The 13,753-nt window shown below is 44.0% G+C and carries 15 protein-coding genes and 1 riboswitch; of the genes, 2 read left to right on the top strand and 13 right to left on the bottom strand.

Annotated elements, in window-relative coordinates; genetic code table 11:
* Window positions 1–42: 42 nt before the first annotated feature.
* The 3 genes from J8Z23_RS19290 to J8Z23_RS19280 all read right to left on the bottom strand — a co-directional run bounded on the left by J8Z23_RS19290 (window position 43) and on the right by J8Z23_RS19280 (window position 2,564).
* A complete protein-coding gene (locus J8Z23_RS19290) occupies window positions 43–1,341 on the bottom strand; it encodes an ATP-binding protein (protein WP_017819858.1) in 1,299 nt (432 codons plus the stop codon).
* Window positions 1,341–2,054, bottom strand: a complete 714-nt coding sequence (locus J8Z23_RS19285; RefSeq protein ID WP_005373673.1) for a response regulator — start codon at window positions 2,052–2,054, stop codon at window positions 1,341–1,343. Before J8Z23_RS19285 ends, J8Z23_RS19290 begins: the two co-directional genes overlap by 1 nt.
* Window positions 2,055–2,267: 213 nt before the next feature.
* The gene (locus tag J8Z23_RS19280) at window positions 2,268–2,564 is read right to left on the bottom strand and encodes an isoamylase early set domain-containing protein (protein ID WP_005373671.1); all 297 of its coding nucleotides are present in this window, start codon (window positions 2,562–2,564) and stop codon (window positions 2,268–2,270) included.
* Window positions 2,565–2,842: 278 nt separating this feature from the next.
* Here J8Z23_RS19280 and J8Z23_RS19275 point away from each other — a divergent pair, with 278 nt between their 5' ends.
* Together J8Z23_RS19275 and J8Z23_RS19270 are read left to right on the top strand one after the other, a co-directional pair.
* On the top strand, window positions 2,843–3,223 hold the full coding sequence (locus J8Z23_RS19275) for a hypothetical protein (protein ID WP_005373669.1): 381 nt from the start codon (window positions 2,843–2,845) through the stop codon (window positions 3,221–3,223).
* A gap of 84 nt (window positions 3,224–3,307) precedes the next feature.
* Window positions 3,308–3,907 carry a thiol:disulfide interchange protein DsbA/DsbL gene (locus J8Z23_RS19270; RefSeq protein WP_005373667.1) on the top strand — a complete coding sequence of 200 codons (600 nt, stop codon included), beginning with the start codon at window positions 3,308–3,310 and terminating at the stop codon, window positions 3,905–3,907.
* A 70-nt stretch (window positions 3,908–3,977) separates the two neighbouring features.
* Here J8Z23_RS19270 and J8Z23_RS19265 read toward each other — a convergent pair whose 3' ends face one another.
* The 10 genes from J8Z23_RS19265 to codB form a co-directional block, all read right to left on the bottom strand.
* On the bottom strand, window positions 3,978–4,223 hold the full coding sequence (locus J8Z23_RS19265) for a hypothetical protein (RefSeq protein WP_005373664.1): 246 nt from the start codon (window positions 4,221–4,223) through the stop codon (window positions 3,978–3,980).
* Window positions 4,224–4,375: 152 nt separating this feature from the next.
* On the bottom strand, window positions 4,376–4,819 hold the full coding sequence (locus tag J8Z23_RS19260; protein WP_017819861.1) for a DUF3429 domain-containing protein: 444 nt from the start codon (window positions 4,817–4,819) through the stop codon (window positions 4,376–4,378).
* A gap of 10 nt (window positions 4,820–4,829) precedes the next feature.
* Window positions 4,830–5,375 carry a glutathione peroxidase gene (locus J8Z23_RS19255; RefSeq protein ID WP_005373657.1) on the bottom strand — a complete coding sequence of 182 codons (546 nt, stop codon included), beginning with the start codon at window positions 5,373–5,375 and terminating at the stop codon, window positions 4,830–4,832.
* A 104-nt stretch (window positions 5,376–5,479) separates the two neighbouring features.
* On the bottom strand, window positions 5,480–6,136 hold the full coding sequence (gene ribB / locus J8Z23_RS19250; RefSeq protein ID WP_005373655.1) for a 3,4-dihydroxy-2-butanone-4-phosphate synthase: 657 nt from the start codon (window positions 6,134–6,136) through the stop codon (window positions 5,480–5,482).
* A gap of 113 nt (window positions 6,137–6,249) precedes the next feature.
* A riboswitch (FMN riboswitch) is annotated at window positions 6,250–6,390 on the bottom strand.
* Between the two features lie 104 nt (window positions 6,391–6,494).
* A complete protein-coding gene (locus J8Z23_RS19245) occupies window positions 6,495–7,112 on the bottom strand; it encodes a triacylglycerol lipase (protein WP_225496432.1) in 618 nt (205 codons plus the stop codon).
* A 117-nt stretch (window positions 7,113–7,229) separates the two neighbouring features.
* Window positions 7,230–9,083 carry an MFS transporter gene (locus tag J8Z23_RS19240; protein ID WP_225496426.1) on the bottom strand — a complete coding sequence of 618 codons (1,854 nt, stop codon included), beginning with the start codon at window positions 9,081–9,083 and terminating at the stop codon, window positions 7,230–7,232.
* 146 nt (window positions 9,084–9,229) lie between these two features.
* The gene (locus J8Z23_RS19235) at window positions 9,230–9,988 is read right to left on the bottom strand and encodes a helix-turn-helix domain-containing protein (RefSeq protein ID WP_225496424.1); all 759 of its coding nucleotides are present in this window, start codon (window positions 9,986–9,988) and stop codon (window positions 9,230–9,232) included.
* Window positions 9,989–10,627 (bottom strand): HD domain-containing protein, encoded by a 639-nt coding sequence (locus J8Z23_RS19230; protein ID WP_017819864.1) that lies wholly within the window; start codon window positions 10,625–10,627, stop codon window positions 9,989–9,991. It lies immediately after the preceding gene.
* Window positions 10,628–10,875: 248 nt separating this feature from the next.
* A complete protein-coding gene (locus J8Z23_RS19225) occupies window positions 10,876–12,153 on the bottom strand; it encodes a cytosine deaminase (RefSeq protein ID WP_237305876.1) in 1,278 nt (425 codons plus the stop codon).
* Window positions 12,154–12,162: 9 nt separating this feature from the next.
* Window positions 12,163–13,401: a cytosine permease gene (gene codB / locus J8Z23_RS19220; protein WP_225496420.1), complete on the bottom strand. Its 1,239-nt coding sequence runs from the start codon at window positions 13,399–13,401 to the stop codon at window positions 12,163–12,165.
* Between the last annotated feature and the right edge of the window lie 352 nt (window positions 13,402–13,753).

Below are 13,753 nucleotides of genomic sequence, written 5' to 3'. Positions count from 1 at the left end.
TATTGAAGTGTCGTCTTCTGTAAATGGGGTAGGAAGGTTAAGTTAACTGTCTGATTTTTTGAGGCTAAGTGTGAAGCAAGCTCCTCCAAGTGGGCTATGGCAAATCGAAACTTCTCCACGTTGAAGCTCCATTATCTGTCTGACAATCGCCAAACCGAGCCCAAACCCGCTCGTCTTTTTGTTGCGAGATTCATCCGCGCTGTAAAATGGTTCGAATAGATGAGGCCAATGCTTTTCTTCAATACCTATGCCATCATCATGAACATTGATGAAGCAGCGGTGCTGATCGTGTTTTATCTCTACTAAAATCTGCTTATCCGCGTACCGCATTGCATTGCGCAGCAAGTTATCTAAGGCTCGCTTTAACAATTTTGGGTCAGCAAACGCGAGAACGTTTTCTGAGTTTACTTCTTGAAGCGAAATACCGAGCGTAGTCTCTTTTTGCCATCTCTGTCGTAATTCTTTGACTAAGTTGAATAGGACGACTTCTTCTTGAGTTTGTAATGCTGTGTCAGGACGCTCCATCTTTGCGTAGTAAAGCAATTCTTCAACCATTTCTTCCATCTCGTCAATGTCTTCGACGATACTGTAAACATACTTTTTCTGTTGTTCAGTTAAGGTTGAATCCGATAACAAATCTGCTTGCCATTGTAAGCGGAAGATTGGGGTACGCAATTCATGTGCAACGGCGTTAGTTAGCATTTTATTGCTAGTGATCAAGCGAGATACTTTATCGGCCATCGTGTTAAAGCTTTTGTTTAACGTCCCAACAGACTTAGCGCTTGAGGTACTAGCTCGAGCCTTGAAGTTACCTGAGGCAAACTCAACGGTCACTCTCTCTAGCTCTCGAATCCGACGGCTTAAGAACCAGATCAACAATATGCAATACAGAGCAAATCCAGCTAAAAAGAACAACCAAACGATATTGTCATCAAAGTTGGCTGCTTTAACCACAGGACTATTCGGATTATCGCTCATTTTAAAGATAGGCGTGCTCGCATCTAGGCGGAACCAGATATCCCTTTCTTCATCGTAAGCGACGTTAACGGAGGTATCACTTTCAAACGCCTTTTTGATGTCTGTTGGAAGCTCTTCAAGCGTATGAGGCACCAACAAACGATGGCTTGATGTGGCAAATTGTTCCAACTGTTGTTGAGTATATTCTAATCCGTGTTCTTTATAGATAGGGTAGATCAGATCGTGAAAAGCTTGACCCTCATGCTCTTGTAACAGGTAGTCATAATCTGTGTTGATCTCATAAACTAAGAACTCGTATCCCCACAAGCTAGCCATAAACAGAATGATAAGGCCAACAAAGCTTTCCAGATAAATCCGTCTCATTATTCATTCCATGCATCAGGCATAAATAGGTAGCCTTTGCCGCGAACGGTAATGATTTTTTGTGGTGAGCAAGAAGCATCGCCTAGCTTCTTTCTCAGTGTCACTATGCGATTATCAATGGTGCGGTCTGTTCCATCGTATTCAATACCACGCAGTGTTTTGGTCAGCCACTCGCGTGATAGTGTTTTTTCAGCATGCGTTGCAAGAACCCACAACAAATCGAACTCGCCGTCTGTCAGCGCAATTTCTTCTTGGTTCATTACGCACGATTTACGTAATCGGTTTAAACACAGAACACCAATTTGTAGGCCGTTTTCGGACTCGGTAGGCGCCGCCTCTTTTCTTCTTAACAGCATGCGAATACGAGCTAGCAATACGCGAGGTTTGATGGGTTTAGTAACAAAGTCATCTGCGCCTATTTCTAATGCGGCGACATGATCGAAGTCATCATCACTTGCTGTTAGCATCAACACTTTGCCTTTGTAGCATTCTCGGATTTGACGACATACACTCAGACCATCTTGCCCGGGTAGCATCAAATCTAACAGCACCACGTCTGGTTGTGTGTCAATAATCGCATTGGGTGCGTCCGTCCCATTGTCGATACATTTGACCTGAAAACCTTGTTCAACAAAATACTCACCCAACATAGTTTGTAATTTGGGATCGTCTTCCACAATGATTAGAGATGGTTTGATTTGTTGTGCGTTCATTTAAGTGATGTATACAATATTTAATATCAATGGAACTTAAACAAATTTACGAATTATTTCAAATAAAGCTTTCTCAGAATAAGGTTATCGGATGAGTTAATTGGATAAAATTGCCAATTAATGATTTAAATCTAATCACCAATCACATTTCGAGAGATGTAAAAAGGCGCAACGTTTGCGCCTAGGTATGGAATCTTAAAGCGAAATTACCGCTTATTCGGTGGTACATACGACGCTGTTGTCGCTGCCAAATGCATTTGGAACGTAAGCATCAGCTTGTGGGTCATTTTCCCACTTCGCGTCATCGAGCAAGTAACGGAACTGAACATTCTGCGCTTTAGGTAAGCGGGTTTTAAATTTAAACTGACGACTTTTCTTCACTAATTTCATCGGTTCTGGCTGCCAGTTGTTGAAGTCTCCAGCAATTTGGACAGAGTCCCACTGATCTTTATCTAGCTCGAACGTGACTTCGACTTCATCTTTTGTCTTAAAGAATCTCTTTTTAAGCATTGATCTTTCCTTGTTCGTACAAAAACCGTTCTAACTATTACTCGTGTTTCATAATGATTTCAAGTTTTATCGAATTGTTGCTGGTATCTGATGAGGGGAGTATCCGAACGGTGAATAGTTCGTTGTGCTGGTTTCGTGTACTGAGGGATCGTTAGAGAGAAAATTCACTAGCCTAAAATGGTCAAAGAACAGAGTTTGTTAGCGAGCCGAGAGTCCGTATCTTGAAGTCAAACCGTTATCATGTATTATCTTAAATCACCATTTTCCTTGATGTAGCTATGTTGAAGTTTAACCGTACATTGTTGACTGCGATAGTTTGCTTAGTTGCTATGCTTTTGAGTAGTGTCGCTCCTGTGGCGCAGGCTTCCGCTCCGATGAAAACAATTGAAGTACGCGATCTTATTGTTCAACAGGCTGCTCTGCACAAACAACTTGGCGTCAATGACGACTGCGTAGAATCACATCACGATGAGTCAGCCATCAATAAGGCACAACAATCTCACACGAGTTGTAGCTCTTCCTGCATGGTCAAAATTCCCGCCAACTTATCTCAAAACGACTTACTGCTTCTTCCTTATAGCCTTGCCTTGATTGATAGGCCTCTAGTCGAAAAAGTAGTGACAGTGATCACCAAGCTTTATCGTCCTCCGATTGTTTAATTCCTCATCTCAAATTACTTGGGGTTTCCCCCCTTTTTACCAAATGAAATGATTTGGCATTTGAATGCCACAAGGAAATAAACAATGAAAAAACTACTTGCCTTATGTAGTGCACTTTTACTGACTTTTACCGCTCATGCAGCGCAATTTGAAGAAGGGAAGCACTACAAAGTTCTGGATGTTAAGAAAGCATCGAAACCTGTTGTGACGGAATTCTTTTCTTTTTATTGCCCACATTGCTACAAGTTTGAGTCGCTTATTGAGCGTTTAAAACCTGCTCTGCCAAAAGAGGCAAAGTTTGAAAAGGTACATGTGGGGTTCATGGGCGGAGATATGGCGATTCCGATGGCCAAGTCCTACGCGACGATGGTGTCGCTCGGGGTTGAAGATACAATGATTCCTGCCATGTTTGCCCAAATTCATCAAAAGCGACAAGCGCCAAAAGACGAAGCTGAGCTGAAACAACTCTTCGTTGATAATGGCGTAGAAGGTAAGAAGTTTGATGCGGCTTACAACAGTTTCGCCGTAAACTCAATGCAGAAAGGTTTTGATAAGCAATTCTCTGCCAGCACGTTAAGAGGGGTTCCGGGTGTGGTTGTGAACAATAAATACATTGTTTTGGCCAACGAAATTCGTACTTACGACGAGTACAATCAATTAGTTAATTACTTATTGACGCTGTAACTGTAAATAGCATTGATGCTTAAAAATGGCGACGGTAGAGTCGCCATTTTTTATGCTTATCACACTCGTATTATCTAAGAACGCTTGTACATGCTTGAGTCGGAACACTAGTCATAAATATGGCATGCGGATAAAACAAGCTAGCAGCAGTGATTGCAACATTACATGGCTGAGCAATCGTAGTTTTAATCACATTGGTAAGCACAGCACCTGTATTATTTACTGTTTGAGCGGCGGCTTGTTGTGCCTGGTAAGACACGCAACCTGTCGTTGCATTGATCATCGCAGTGCTAAACAAAAGTTTGCGAAAAAACATATTCATATCCTTTGTGAATGCTTTGAATTACTTATATGTGGATTGATTCATAAATGAAACAAAACAGTGTTCAAAATATGTGTGCATTCACGAAATGAACATTGTTTTATAAAAAGACGTTTTTTTGTGATCTTAGTACTGGACAGACCAGGTTATGAAACTAAAGCCAATCCGTGCATTACGATTACGCCGAAGGTCAGTTTGCTCCTCATTCCTTGATATCCCTTGGGCTCGGCGTCTTGTTCGACTTTCCTCACGAGCTTTTCTGCATACCAAACAGCAAGATACCCAATTGCTAAGAGTAGGGTTGCGACTGCGTAATGTTTGTGGCCCTGCAGTAATGCGCCCCAAGCCAGTAAGACAAAAAGGTTGCTGAGAATTAATACATTTCGGCTAAGGCGATGGTAGTAATGCTCAATGCCATTACCCCAAAGGATGCCGGATAAAAAACTTAATATAACGGCGCTATATGCGATGAAAAATTGCTGACCACTTAAATTGAAGAGTGAGATGTCAGTGAAAATCAGCCCTAAACTAAACACAAATGGAACCAGGCCTAAGTAACCGAGTTGTAGCATGGTTGAGCGTGTTGTCATGGTCGTCACCTTATAATTGTTGCTCTATCATATTGGTAAGCGTAGTACTTGTCGGTGATGTGGAGCTTGGAAAAGTAGCAATAACTTTACCTTCAGAGCTAATTAGAAACTTGTAGAAGTTCCATTTTGGTTTTATGCCTGCTTGGTTAGTAATCTGGTTGAAGACTGGGTTCGCATCTACACCTAATACTGAAGAGCGAGCCATCATTGGAAAGGTTACCCCGTAATCGAGATAACAGACTTTCGCTGTGTTTGTTTCGCTTCCTCTATCTTGTCGAAAGTCATTGCTCGGGAAACCGATAACGGTGAAGTTTTGGTCTTTGTAAGTTTGATAGAGGGTTTCTAACTGTTCAAACTGAGGAGTGAAGCCGCACTGGCTTGCTGTATTGACGATTAGTAGTGTCTTTCCCTTAAAGCTTTCGCATAGATCGACTTCTTCCGTTGAGTTTAACAACCTTTGCTTACCTTGAAGAATATCAGGGCACTCAGATGCAAGAGCAAGCGAATTCATGGAGAGAAAGCTAACGAGAGCGGCGAAGTTCAGTAATCCTTTCATGGTGTTGTTCCCCTTGTTTTCAATAAGTATAACTACTTAAGTGCAAAGAGGATCGATCAAAAAAGCCGCACAAATGCGCGGCTTTTTCAAGAGCTGAGATCTGACTATGCCAGTTTCAACTCGAACTGGTTCAGGTACATTACCATGTCTTCAATCGTCAGTACCGGCATGTTGTGCAGGCGACCGAATGCTACGATCTCCGGTGCCTTTGCCATCGTGCCATCTGGATTGGTCACTTCACACAGTACGCCAGCGGGTTGAAGCCCTGCCATTTGCATCAGATCAATCGTACCTTCTGTGTGACCACGGCGAGTCATTACACCACCTGGACGTGCGCGCAGAGGGAATACGTGACCCGGGCGAGCAAGATCTTCCGGTTTTGCGTGCGGGTTTGCCGCCGTTTTAATGGTCGTTACGCGGTCTGCTGCTGAAACACCCGTTGTTACACCAACTTTCGCTTCAATAGAAACCGTAAATGCGGTTTGGTTTGCGCTGTTGTTGTTTACCACCATTGGAGGCAGTTCCAGTTTGTCTGCTTGAGCATCTGTTAAGCACAAACAAACGATGCCGCTACATTCGCGGATCATCAATGCCATTTGCTCGTTAGTGAGGTGCTCGACTGAATAAATGATATCGCCTTCGTTTTCGCGATCTTCATCATCAAGAAGCAGTACGCCACGGCCTTCTTTTAAAGCGATAAGTGCGTTTTCAACGCGAGTAATTGGGTCGCCGAATTCGGCAAGTAGTGATGACTGATTCATGGTTAACTCCTAAATTTCACCAGAATCAGGGCGGTATGAGAGATCGCCGTAAAATACGATCAAAAAGAAGTGCACCAGCATTCTTAACGATCTGACTCGCTATGCTGGTGTATTCTTATTCTCTTTCATCCGGACTATAACCGTCGGCTCTGGCATCTCACCAGATCTGCTGACCTCGACGAATCGAGCGCTCGCGGGCTCACTTGAAAAAGTATACCGCCGGTGGGGAATTTCGCCCCGCCCTGAGAACAATTAAAAATGTACCACTTCATCCAAGTTGTGAAGAAGTGGAGCTAGGATAGTACTGCGAACTGAATAGCTTGGAAAGTCGATTCCATCTGTATGATGGAAAAGTGTGCTATCGACGGAAATAATCTGTGCGAATAAAGTAATCAATTTGCTGCGGCACGAAGGTGTTGTAAATCAGGCTCGTATGCGTTTGCTTCACTTCGATATGATCTTGCATACCGTCCAGTCTTGTCTCTTCTACGGTAACGGTACCGTCCGACATGGTGTTGTCATTACGGATCAACAATGGGCGAGCGCCAATCGGCATCGTTCCTGCGATACTGCCGAGTTTTTGAGGGAAATCCCAAGCGTCATCATGTTTGTTTAATCCGTGGTGTGGCGAATTGCCTAAAATTGCACCCAATCCGAGATCTTGAATCCGACCTACTATGGACGCGCCTTTAAGAGGCGAACCGATAGCGACAACATGAGAGATTAAGTTAGTGCTCGGTTTTCTGTTGGCGAGATAGCGCTTAATCATCAAGCCTCCCAAGCTGTGTCCCACGAGCACGTTTGTGGTCAGTGGATTAAGCGAATGATCAATAGAATCAAACAGTGAAGACTCATCGATAGCAACAGTGTTATAGCTGAGTACTTGCGTTTCGTATCCGAGTTTTCTCAGCTTTTGGCTAAGAGGCTGCATGACCAGCCCATGCATATAAAGACCATGTAAGATGATGATTTTCATAATACCTCCTAGATTTATGACGTCGTAGATATCCTACTCTAATTGACAAGAAACTACTTGTGCTTTGTGGTGCATATTTACGTTTTGCTGCAAAGTTTGACTGCTGTAGCAAGCGACTCAGCCCAGTAAATCCTGTACTTGTTGTTGCAATTGATGACGATTTAAAGACGCAGGACTTAACACTTCACCGATAACAACATCCACTTTTGACCAAAAACGAGTCGGTCGTTTTGTGAGAGCATGTCCGCCTTTGTGGCTGAAAAAAGAACCCCAAAGCCCTTTTAACGCCATAGGGATGACAGGAACAGGGTTACGTTCAAGGATTTTCTCTACACCAGGGCGAAACTCACCCAATTGACCGTTAGACGTTAAACGACCCTCAGGGAAGATACAGACAACCTCACCGTCGTTAAGTGCTTGTTCAATCTGTTCAAATGCTCGTCGGTAAGTGTCGGCACACTTACGTGGAGAACAGATCGGGATAACACCTGCATGACGGAATACATATTTAAGAACAGGTAGCTCGCTGATGGACTTGTCCATCACAAAACGAACCGGGCGAGTAGAGGTTCCCATCAAAATCAATGCATCGACATAGCTAACATGGTTAGCCACGATTAACGCAGCACCTTGTTCAGGAATATGTTGGCGCCCCTTTACGGACACACGATACATACAATGGCTGAGTAAATAACTGATAAAGCGTTGTGTGAATTCCGGTACTTGACGATAGACATAGATCGCCACGAAGAAGTTACCTATTGCCATCATGGCAAACAGTTCCACAATAGAAAGCTCTAGTACGCTGAGTACAACGATCGAAACCAAAGCAGACACCACCATAAACAACGCATTCATGATGTTGTTAGCAGCAATGGCACGTGCACACTCCCCTTTGTTTGAACGCGATTGGATGAACGCATAAAGAGGAACAATAAAGACACCGCCGCTTACACCAACAAGGAACAGGTCAATCATGACGCGCAGATGTTTTGATTCAGCAACGAAGCTTTGCACATCATAAAAGTGCACCGGAAGTGATGGATAACTTGGGACTGCCCATAGCAAGTCGACGCCAAAGACTGTCAGACCAAGGATACCGAATGGCAAAATACCAAGCTCAACGTGGTTGAAAGAAAGTTTTTCACACAACCAAGAGCCTGTCGCGATACCAATGGAAAACAATGCCAACAGTAAAGAAACGACAGTGCTATCTGCGAACAAATGTTCGCGTGCGAAGTTAGGGAATTGAGTTAGGTAAGTCGCACCCATGAACCAGAACCAACTGATGGCAAGAATAGACATCCAGATGCCTCTCTGCTTTTTTGCCACTTTTAACGTGTTCTTTAAACCAGAAATCGGTTCAAATTTCGCTTTGTCATTTGATTGGCTAGGCATCGCTGGAATATTCACGCTGCTCATGAACCCAAGCAAAGACAAGGCAATCACGGTACAAGAAGCAATCAAGGTACCATTAGGAATGGCTAGCAGCAGGCCTGCGCTAAGCGTACCTATAAGAATCGAAAGAAACGTGCCCATTTCAACCCAAGCATTTCCTTTAACAAGCTCATTTGGTTTGAGCGCTTGTGGTATCAAGGCGTATTTCACGGGACCAAAATAGGCCGATTGAGTGCCTGTCATAAACAGCAGAACCAGCATCAGCATGGCACTTTGGGTGGCAATAGCGGTTGCTGCGCAAGACATGATAGCTAGTTCGATGAGCTTTAGACGTCGGATTAATTTGGCTTTGTCCATGCTGTCAGCGACGGCACCAGCATGCGCTGAGAATAGAAAGAAAGGTAGGATGAATAAGCCTGCCGCCAAATTAACGAATAGATTGACGGATATTGGTAGGTTATCAATTTGGCTGTATGTCACCATCAATAACAGAACGTTTTTGTAGATGTTGTCATTGAGTGCGCCAAGGCATTGCGTCACAAAGTAAGGAAAAAAGCGTTTTGAGAAAAACATACGGGCCCCGATTAAACAAAGTCGAATGAGATGGGAGCACTTTATGCTCAATGAACGATTAAACCAGCTTTCTCTTTCAAGTGACGTTGTATGCTACCAAAAGTAACGAAATTCGTTACTTTTATTTCCATTTGTTTATTGAGTTACTAATTGCGAGACTTCTGCGTAGGTTTTCTTTCCCATGGTTCAAACAGAGGGAACGTCCAACGACGCATCGCAATAATCACAGAGGTGCCGTGCTTTTCGTCCATATCGAGAGAGCTATCACTTTGGCAAGCCTGATAAAACTCATCGATGACCTTTTGCAGTTTCTGTTGTAGCTTCTTGTTGGTTGGTACACTCATCAATCCTGTTGCCATGGAGAACTTTTCATCTTCACCAGAAAAGTAGCTTTGGAAAAAGGCGTCTTGAACTTGCTGTTGGAAGAACCGTTGAATAGGGCCGCCCATCTGCCACTTAAATGTCGGAGATATACGCAAACGAATTTTGTTATTTGGCTGCAAGTCGATGATGTTCAGCCGATCCAAATGAGCAAGCTTTTGCACCAGTTCCAACTCATTGAAGGTATATTGCTGAACGATTTGTTCAAACTGATAGCCATTTACAACACAGATCGCCACGAGCAGCAGGGCTTTATCGTCAACCAGCTGCTTTTCTTGCTCTAACGTTAGCGACTCTAGACCTTTATTGTGCGCAGCCGCGAGCTTAAATAGTTCCGCCATTTCTAAACCAATCAATTGGCAAATTCGTTCTAAGCGCTCAAGGCTAATGTGCTGACCTTCAGCGAGTAAACGTTTGACGCTTCCTTCACTTAAATCAAGGTGTTGTGCAACATCGGCATAATGCAGCCCAGCTAACTTTAGTTGGCGTTTAAGCTCTTTAATTAACGTATAGCTTTCTGACATTTACGCTGTTACCTCGTCGTGTAACTGCTCTAGGTACGTTTGCATAAAGGTTTTGCGTTTTTGCGCTTCGCGTCTTGCTGACTCTGTGTTCATGGTTTCAGCGATTTTGAATAACTTGGTCTGAAAGTGATCCAGAGTGAATTGTTTATCGTTAAGTTCACGTTCTTCGGCAAATATATCGCTGTCGTTGTAAAGTTGCGCGTTAAATTGAGTGCTGACTTGAATGCATCGCGTCACGCCAATTGCGCCTAAAGCGTCCAGACGGTCGGCATCTTGGACGATTTTGGCTTCCAACGTATTTGGCCTGATGTTTGCGCTAAAGCTGTGTGCCTCTATCGCATGAGCAATGGCATCATGATATTGCTGCGGATAATCGATACTCTCTAAAAATGCGACCGCTTTTTTGGCTGCGATGATTGAGCTCTCTTTGCGATTTGGGTGATCTTTCGGGTAAGTAAAGCAATCATGCAAATAGGCAGCCGGTAATACAATCGCGATGTCTGCATTTTCTTCTTTGCAGAGCTGTTTCGCTGTTTTGACCACGCGTTTTACGTGTTTAAGATCATGAGCTGCATCTACTTGCATCTCTTGCTGCATAAATTCCAAAAATTGCGGTTCTATCTGGCTTAATGACGTCATGGTTCATATCTACAACTAAAATGAAGTCAGAAGTATGCCCAACGCTTAGAATAATTTCCAAGTGCGATGGTGTAATTGAGATTCAGCCACCAGAACCTTGTGCAACGTTTGGTACTGAGCCGTTTTATATGGCCTTTCAATGTGTTCAGTGGTTTATGAGACAAGAATAGACAGAGCGAGCAGTGATGTTTACCAGTAGAAAAAAGGCCTGACGATGTCGTCAGGCCTTTTTCGTTTCGCCGATCTTTTTAGCGTTTGAACGTTACTTGCTCTGCTTGTTCAAGATGAATATGAGTTGTCGCAGGCTGTGTTTCTGCAATCACTTTACCGTGACGAACAGAGTAACGAACCGGCACTTGGCGACGTACTGCGTCAAAACCATCTTCTGCGGGAAGAATCAGTAAACTACCTGGTTTGCCTTCTTCAATGCCGTGCTTGTCTTGAATGTTCAGTGTACGTGCTGAATTGTTGCTGATCAGATCCAGTGAGTTGTTGATTTGGTCGTAACCCATCACCTGACACACGTGCAGACCCATATGCAGCACTTGCAGCATGTTTGCAGTGCCTAGTGGGTACCAAGGGTCAAATACATCATCGTGTCCAAAGCAGACGTTGATGTTGGCATTCAGCATCTCTTTCACTCGTGTTACGCCGCGACGTTTTGGGTAATCATCAAAACGGCCTTGTAAGTGAATGTTCACCAATGGATTTGCCACGAAGTTGATACCGGACATGCGTAATAAACGGAACAGGCGAGATGCGTATGCACCGTTGTAGGAACCCATCGCTGTGGTGTGACTGGCCGTGACTTTATTCCCCATATCAAACTTGTGCGCTAATGCTGCCAGTGTTTCAACAAAGCGAGATTGCTCGTCATCGATTTCATCACAATGCACGTCGATCAGGCGGTCGTATTTTTGCGCTAACTCGAATACGTAGTGCAGCGATTCAATGCCATATTCGCGTGTGAATTCAAAGTGTGGAATCGCGCCAATCACGTCCGCACCTAATTTGACGGCTTCTTCTAGCAGCTCTTTGCCATTTGGGTAAGAGAGAATTCCTTCCTGCGGGAAGGCGACGATTTGGATATCTACCCATTCTTTCATCTCTTCACGCACTTCTACCATCGCTTTTAGGGCAATTAGGGTAGGGTCTGAAACATCGACGTGGGTACGAACGTGTTGTACGCCGTTTGCTATCTGCCATTTTAAGGTTTGTTTTGCGCGCGCTTTAACGTCTTCAATCGATAGCATTTCTTTGCGCTCAGCCCAACGTTCAATACCCTCAAACAATGTGCCAGAGATGTTCCAGCTTGGCTCACCTGCGGTTTGAGTTGTATCTAAGTGAATGTGTGGCTCGCAGAAAGGCGCAACCGCCATACCGCCTTCAGCATCGATGATGTCACCGTTATGACTAAGCTCCACATCGTTGCTTTCAATGCGCTTGAATTGACCATCTTCAATCAAAATTTGCTGCAGACCTTCTTGTCCTTTTAGCGTTACGTTTTTGATCAGTAGTGTTGTCATGATGGTTCCTTACGCTGGCTGTGTAGCCAGTGCTTTTTTGTTAAGAATAGGATTAAGAATCAGGAAGCTAATTGCGCCGCCAAGTACAGCGTTAATCGGCACTACGCCAGGCAGGAAGTGTCCCGCACCAACGCCAATCGCTACAGCGATAATGCCAGCCCAGTTTACGCTTTGGAACTGGGCGGCTTCAAAGTTTGCGTAGCGTTTACGGTTCGTGAAGAAGTCAGCGATGATCACGCCGCCAATCGGTGGAATTGCCAACGATAAAAAGGTCAGCCAGCCAACAAAGTTATTGTAGAGCCAGAGAGCGCAAAGTGTGCCAACAAGACCGTTCGCCATCGAGATGTATTTACTTGGTAAGCCAGTGATGTTGGAAAATCCAAGACCCGATGCGTAGAGCGCGTTGTCGTTGGTCGTCCAGATGTTCAAGCCAAGAACGATGATAGCTGGAATAAGAAGACCTTGCGCGATCATCACTTCAGAAATGTCTGATTGACCCGTCACCGACGCCCCTGCCGCGCCAAAGATAAACATTAACGAGTTACCGATGAAAAATGCCACCATGGTGATCATCACGGCGCTGCGCGGCTTTTTACCAAAGCGTACGAAATCCGCCGTTAATGTACCAGCACTGACAAAAGAGCCGACAACCATCGCGAGAGCTATTGAAAAATCGAGTGGCTCGGTTGGTTGAACTTGTTGTAGTTCGCCAATACCACCAACGCTATTTACTGCCTCGATGACAGAGTAGCCGCCAAGTAGTGCAATGGCAGGAACGGCGATTGCTGACAACACCATCAGTGCGGAGATGCCAAAGTAAACGGTCGCGGTCATGAGCAAACCGGAGACAAGGATCAAAGTATTGGTATCGATGCCCGTTGCTTTATGCACCGGAATCGCAAACATCGCGACACCAACTCCAAACCACCCAACTTGAGTTCCGCCAAGAAGAGCAGAAGGAAGCCAAGAGCCTTTAGAACCAAAAGAGAAACGAGCAAGAAGGTGAGTAGAGAGACCAGTAGAAGCGCCGATGTAACCGAGGAAAGAAGTGTAAATACCGAGGATTAGGTTACCGATGAGAACAGCGAGGAAAAAATCATTAAAGGAGATCCCAGTACCGAGAGAACCACCTGTCCACATACTTGCGGAGAAAAAAGTGAGTCCTAACATCACCATGGTTAGTGACGCCACGCCTTTTCTGGCCGTGTTGGGAACTGGTCCAAGACTGTAGTTATTGTCTCCAGCCATTATTGCCTCCGCACATTGAAATATTAAATTATAGCACCTGATTTTCAGGCAAACGGCGCGTATTATCGTGATGTAAATTTAATAGTCAATGATAAAATTGCAATTTAAACGTTTGCTTGGTTTTTATTTGTATTTTTTCTTTTAATAACAATGGTTTGGTTTTTAAATTCTAAAAGTGGAAAGTTTGTTTTTACGTATTTTCTATGATTTATAGACAGGTTTTCTATGTGAAATTAATGTTTTGAATTGCTATTTGTTTTTATGGATTAAATTTATCTATAACTCTGGATTGTTCAGTCGATTTCTATTAAAGGAAAACGATTTCATGATGAGGTTTTTGGTTTGGACGTTA

This window comes from Vibrio sp. SCSIO 43086, from assembly GCF_051132235.1.
Classification (GTDB): Bacteria; Pseudomonadota; Gammaproteobacteria; order Enterobacterales; family Vibrionaceae; genus Vibrio; species Vibrio diabolicus.
The sequence above is the reverse complement of the archived record's forward strand: the minus strand, read 5'-3'. Positions and strand labels throughout refer to the sequence as shown.

What these genes read in the sequence shown, in the direction of transcription:
- J8Z23_RS19290 (WP_017819858.1), bottom strand. Translation starts at nt 1,341, where the DNA reads ATGAGACGGATTTATCTGGAAAGCTTTGTTGGCCTTATCATTCTGTTT.
- J8Z23_RS19285 (WP_005373673.1), bottom strand. Translation starts at nt 2,054, where the DNA reads ATGAACGCACAACAAATCAAACCATCTCTAATCATTGTGGAAGACGAT.
- J8Z23_RS19280 (WP_005373671.1), bottom strand. Translation starts at nt 2,564, where the DNA reads ATGCTTAAAAAGAGATTCTTTAAGACAAAAGATGAAGTCGAAGTCACG.
- J8Z23_RS19275 (WP_005373669.1), top strand. Translation starts at nt 2,843, where the DNA reads ATGTTGAAGTTTAACCGTACATTGTTGACTGCGATAGTTTGCTTAGTT.
- J8Z23_RS19270 (WP_005373667.1), top strand. Translation starts at nt 3,308, where the DNA reads ATGAAAAAACTACTTGCCTTATGTAGTGCACTTTTACTGACTTTTACC.
- J8Z23_RS19265 (WP_005373664.1), bottom strand. Translation starts at nt 4,223, where the DNA reads ATGTTTTTTCGCAAACTTTTGTTTAGCACTGCGATGATCAATGCAACG.
- J8Z23_RS19260 (WP_017819861.1), bottom strand. Translation starts at nt 4,819, where the DNA reads ATGACAACACGCTCAACCATGCTACAACTCGGTTACTTAGGCCTGGTT.
- J8Z23_RS19255 (WP_005373657.1), bottom strand. Translation starts at nt 5,375, where the DNA reads ATGAAAGGATTACTGAACTTCGCCGCTCTCGTTAGCTTTCTCTCCATG.
- ribB (WP_005373655.1), bottom strand. Translation starts at nt 6,136, where the DNA reads ATGAATCAGTCATCACTACTTGCCGAATTCGGCGACCCAATTACTCGC.
- J8Z23_RS19245 (WP_225496432.1), bottom strand. Translation starts at nt 7,112, where the DNA reads ATGAAAATCATCATCTTACATGGTCTTTATATGCATGGGCTGGTCATG.
- J8Z23_RS19240 (WP_225496426.1), bottom strand. Translation starts at nt 9,083, where the DNA reads ATGTTTTTCTCAAAACGCTTTTTTCCTTACTTTGTGACGCAATGCCTT.
- J8Z23_RS19235 (WP_225496424.1), bottom strand. Translation starts at nt 9,988, where the DNA reads ATGTCAGAAAGCTATACGTTAATTAAAGAGCTTAAACGCCAACTAAAG.
- J8Z23_RS19230 (WP_017819864.1), bottom strand. Translation starts at nt 10,627, where the DNA reads ATGACGTCATTAAGCCAGATAGAACCGCAATTTTTGGAATTTATGCAG.
- J8Z23_RS19225 (WP_237305876.1), bottom strand. Translation starts at nt 12,153, where the DNA reads ATGACAACACTACTGATCAAAAACGTAACGCTAAAAGGACAAGAAGGT.
- codB (WP_225496420.1), bottom strand. Translation starts at nt 13,401, where the DNA reads ATGGCTGGAGACAATAACTACAGTCTTGGACCAGTTCCCAACACGGCC.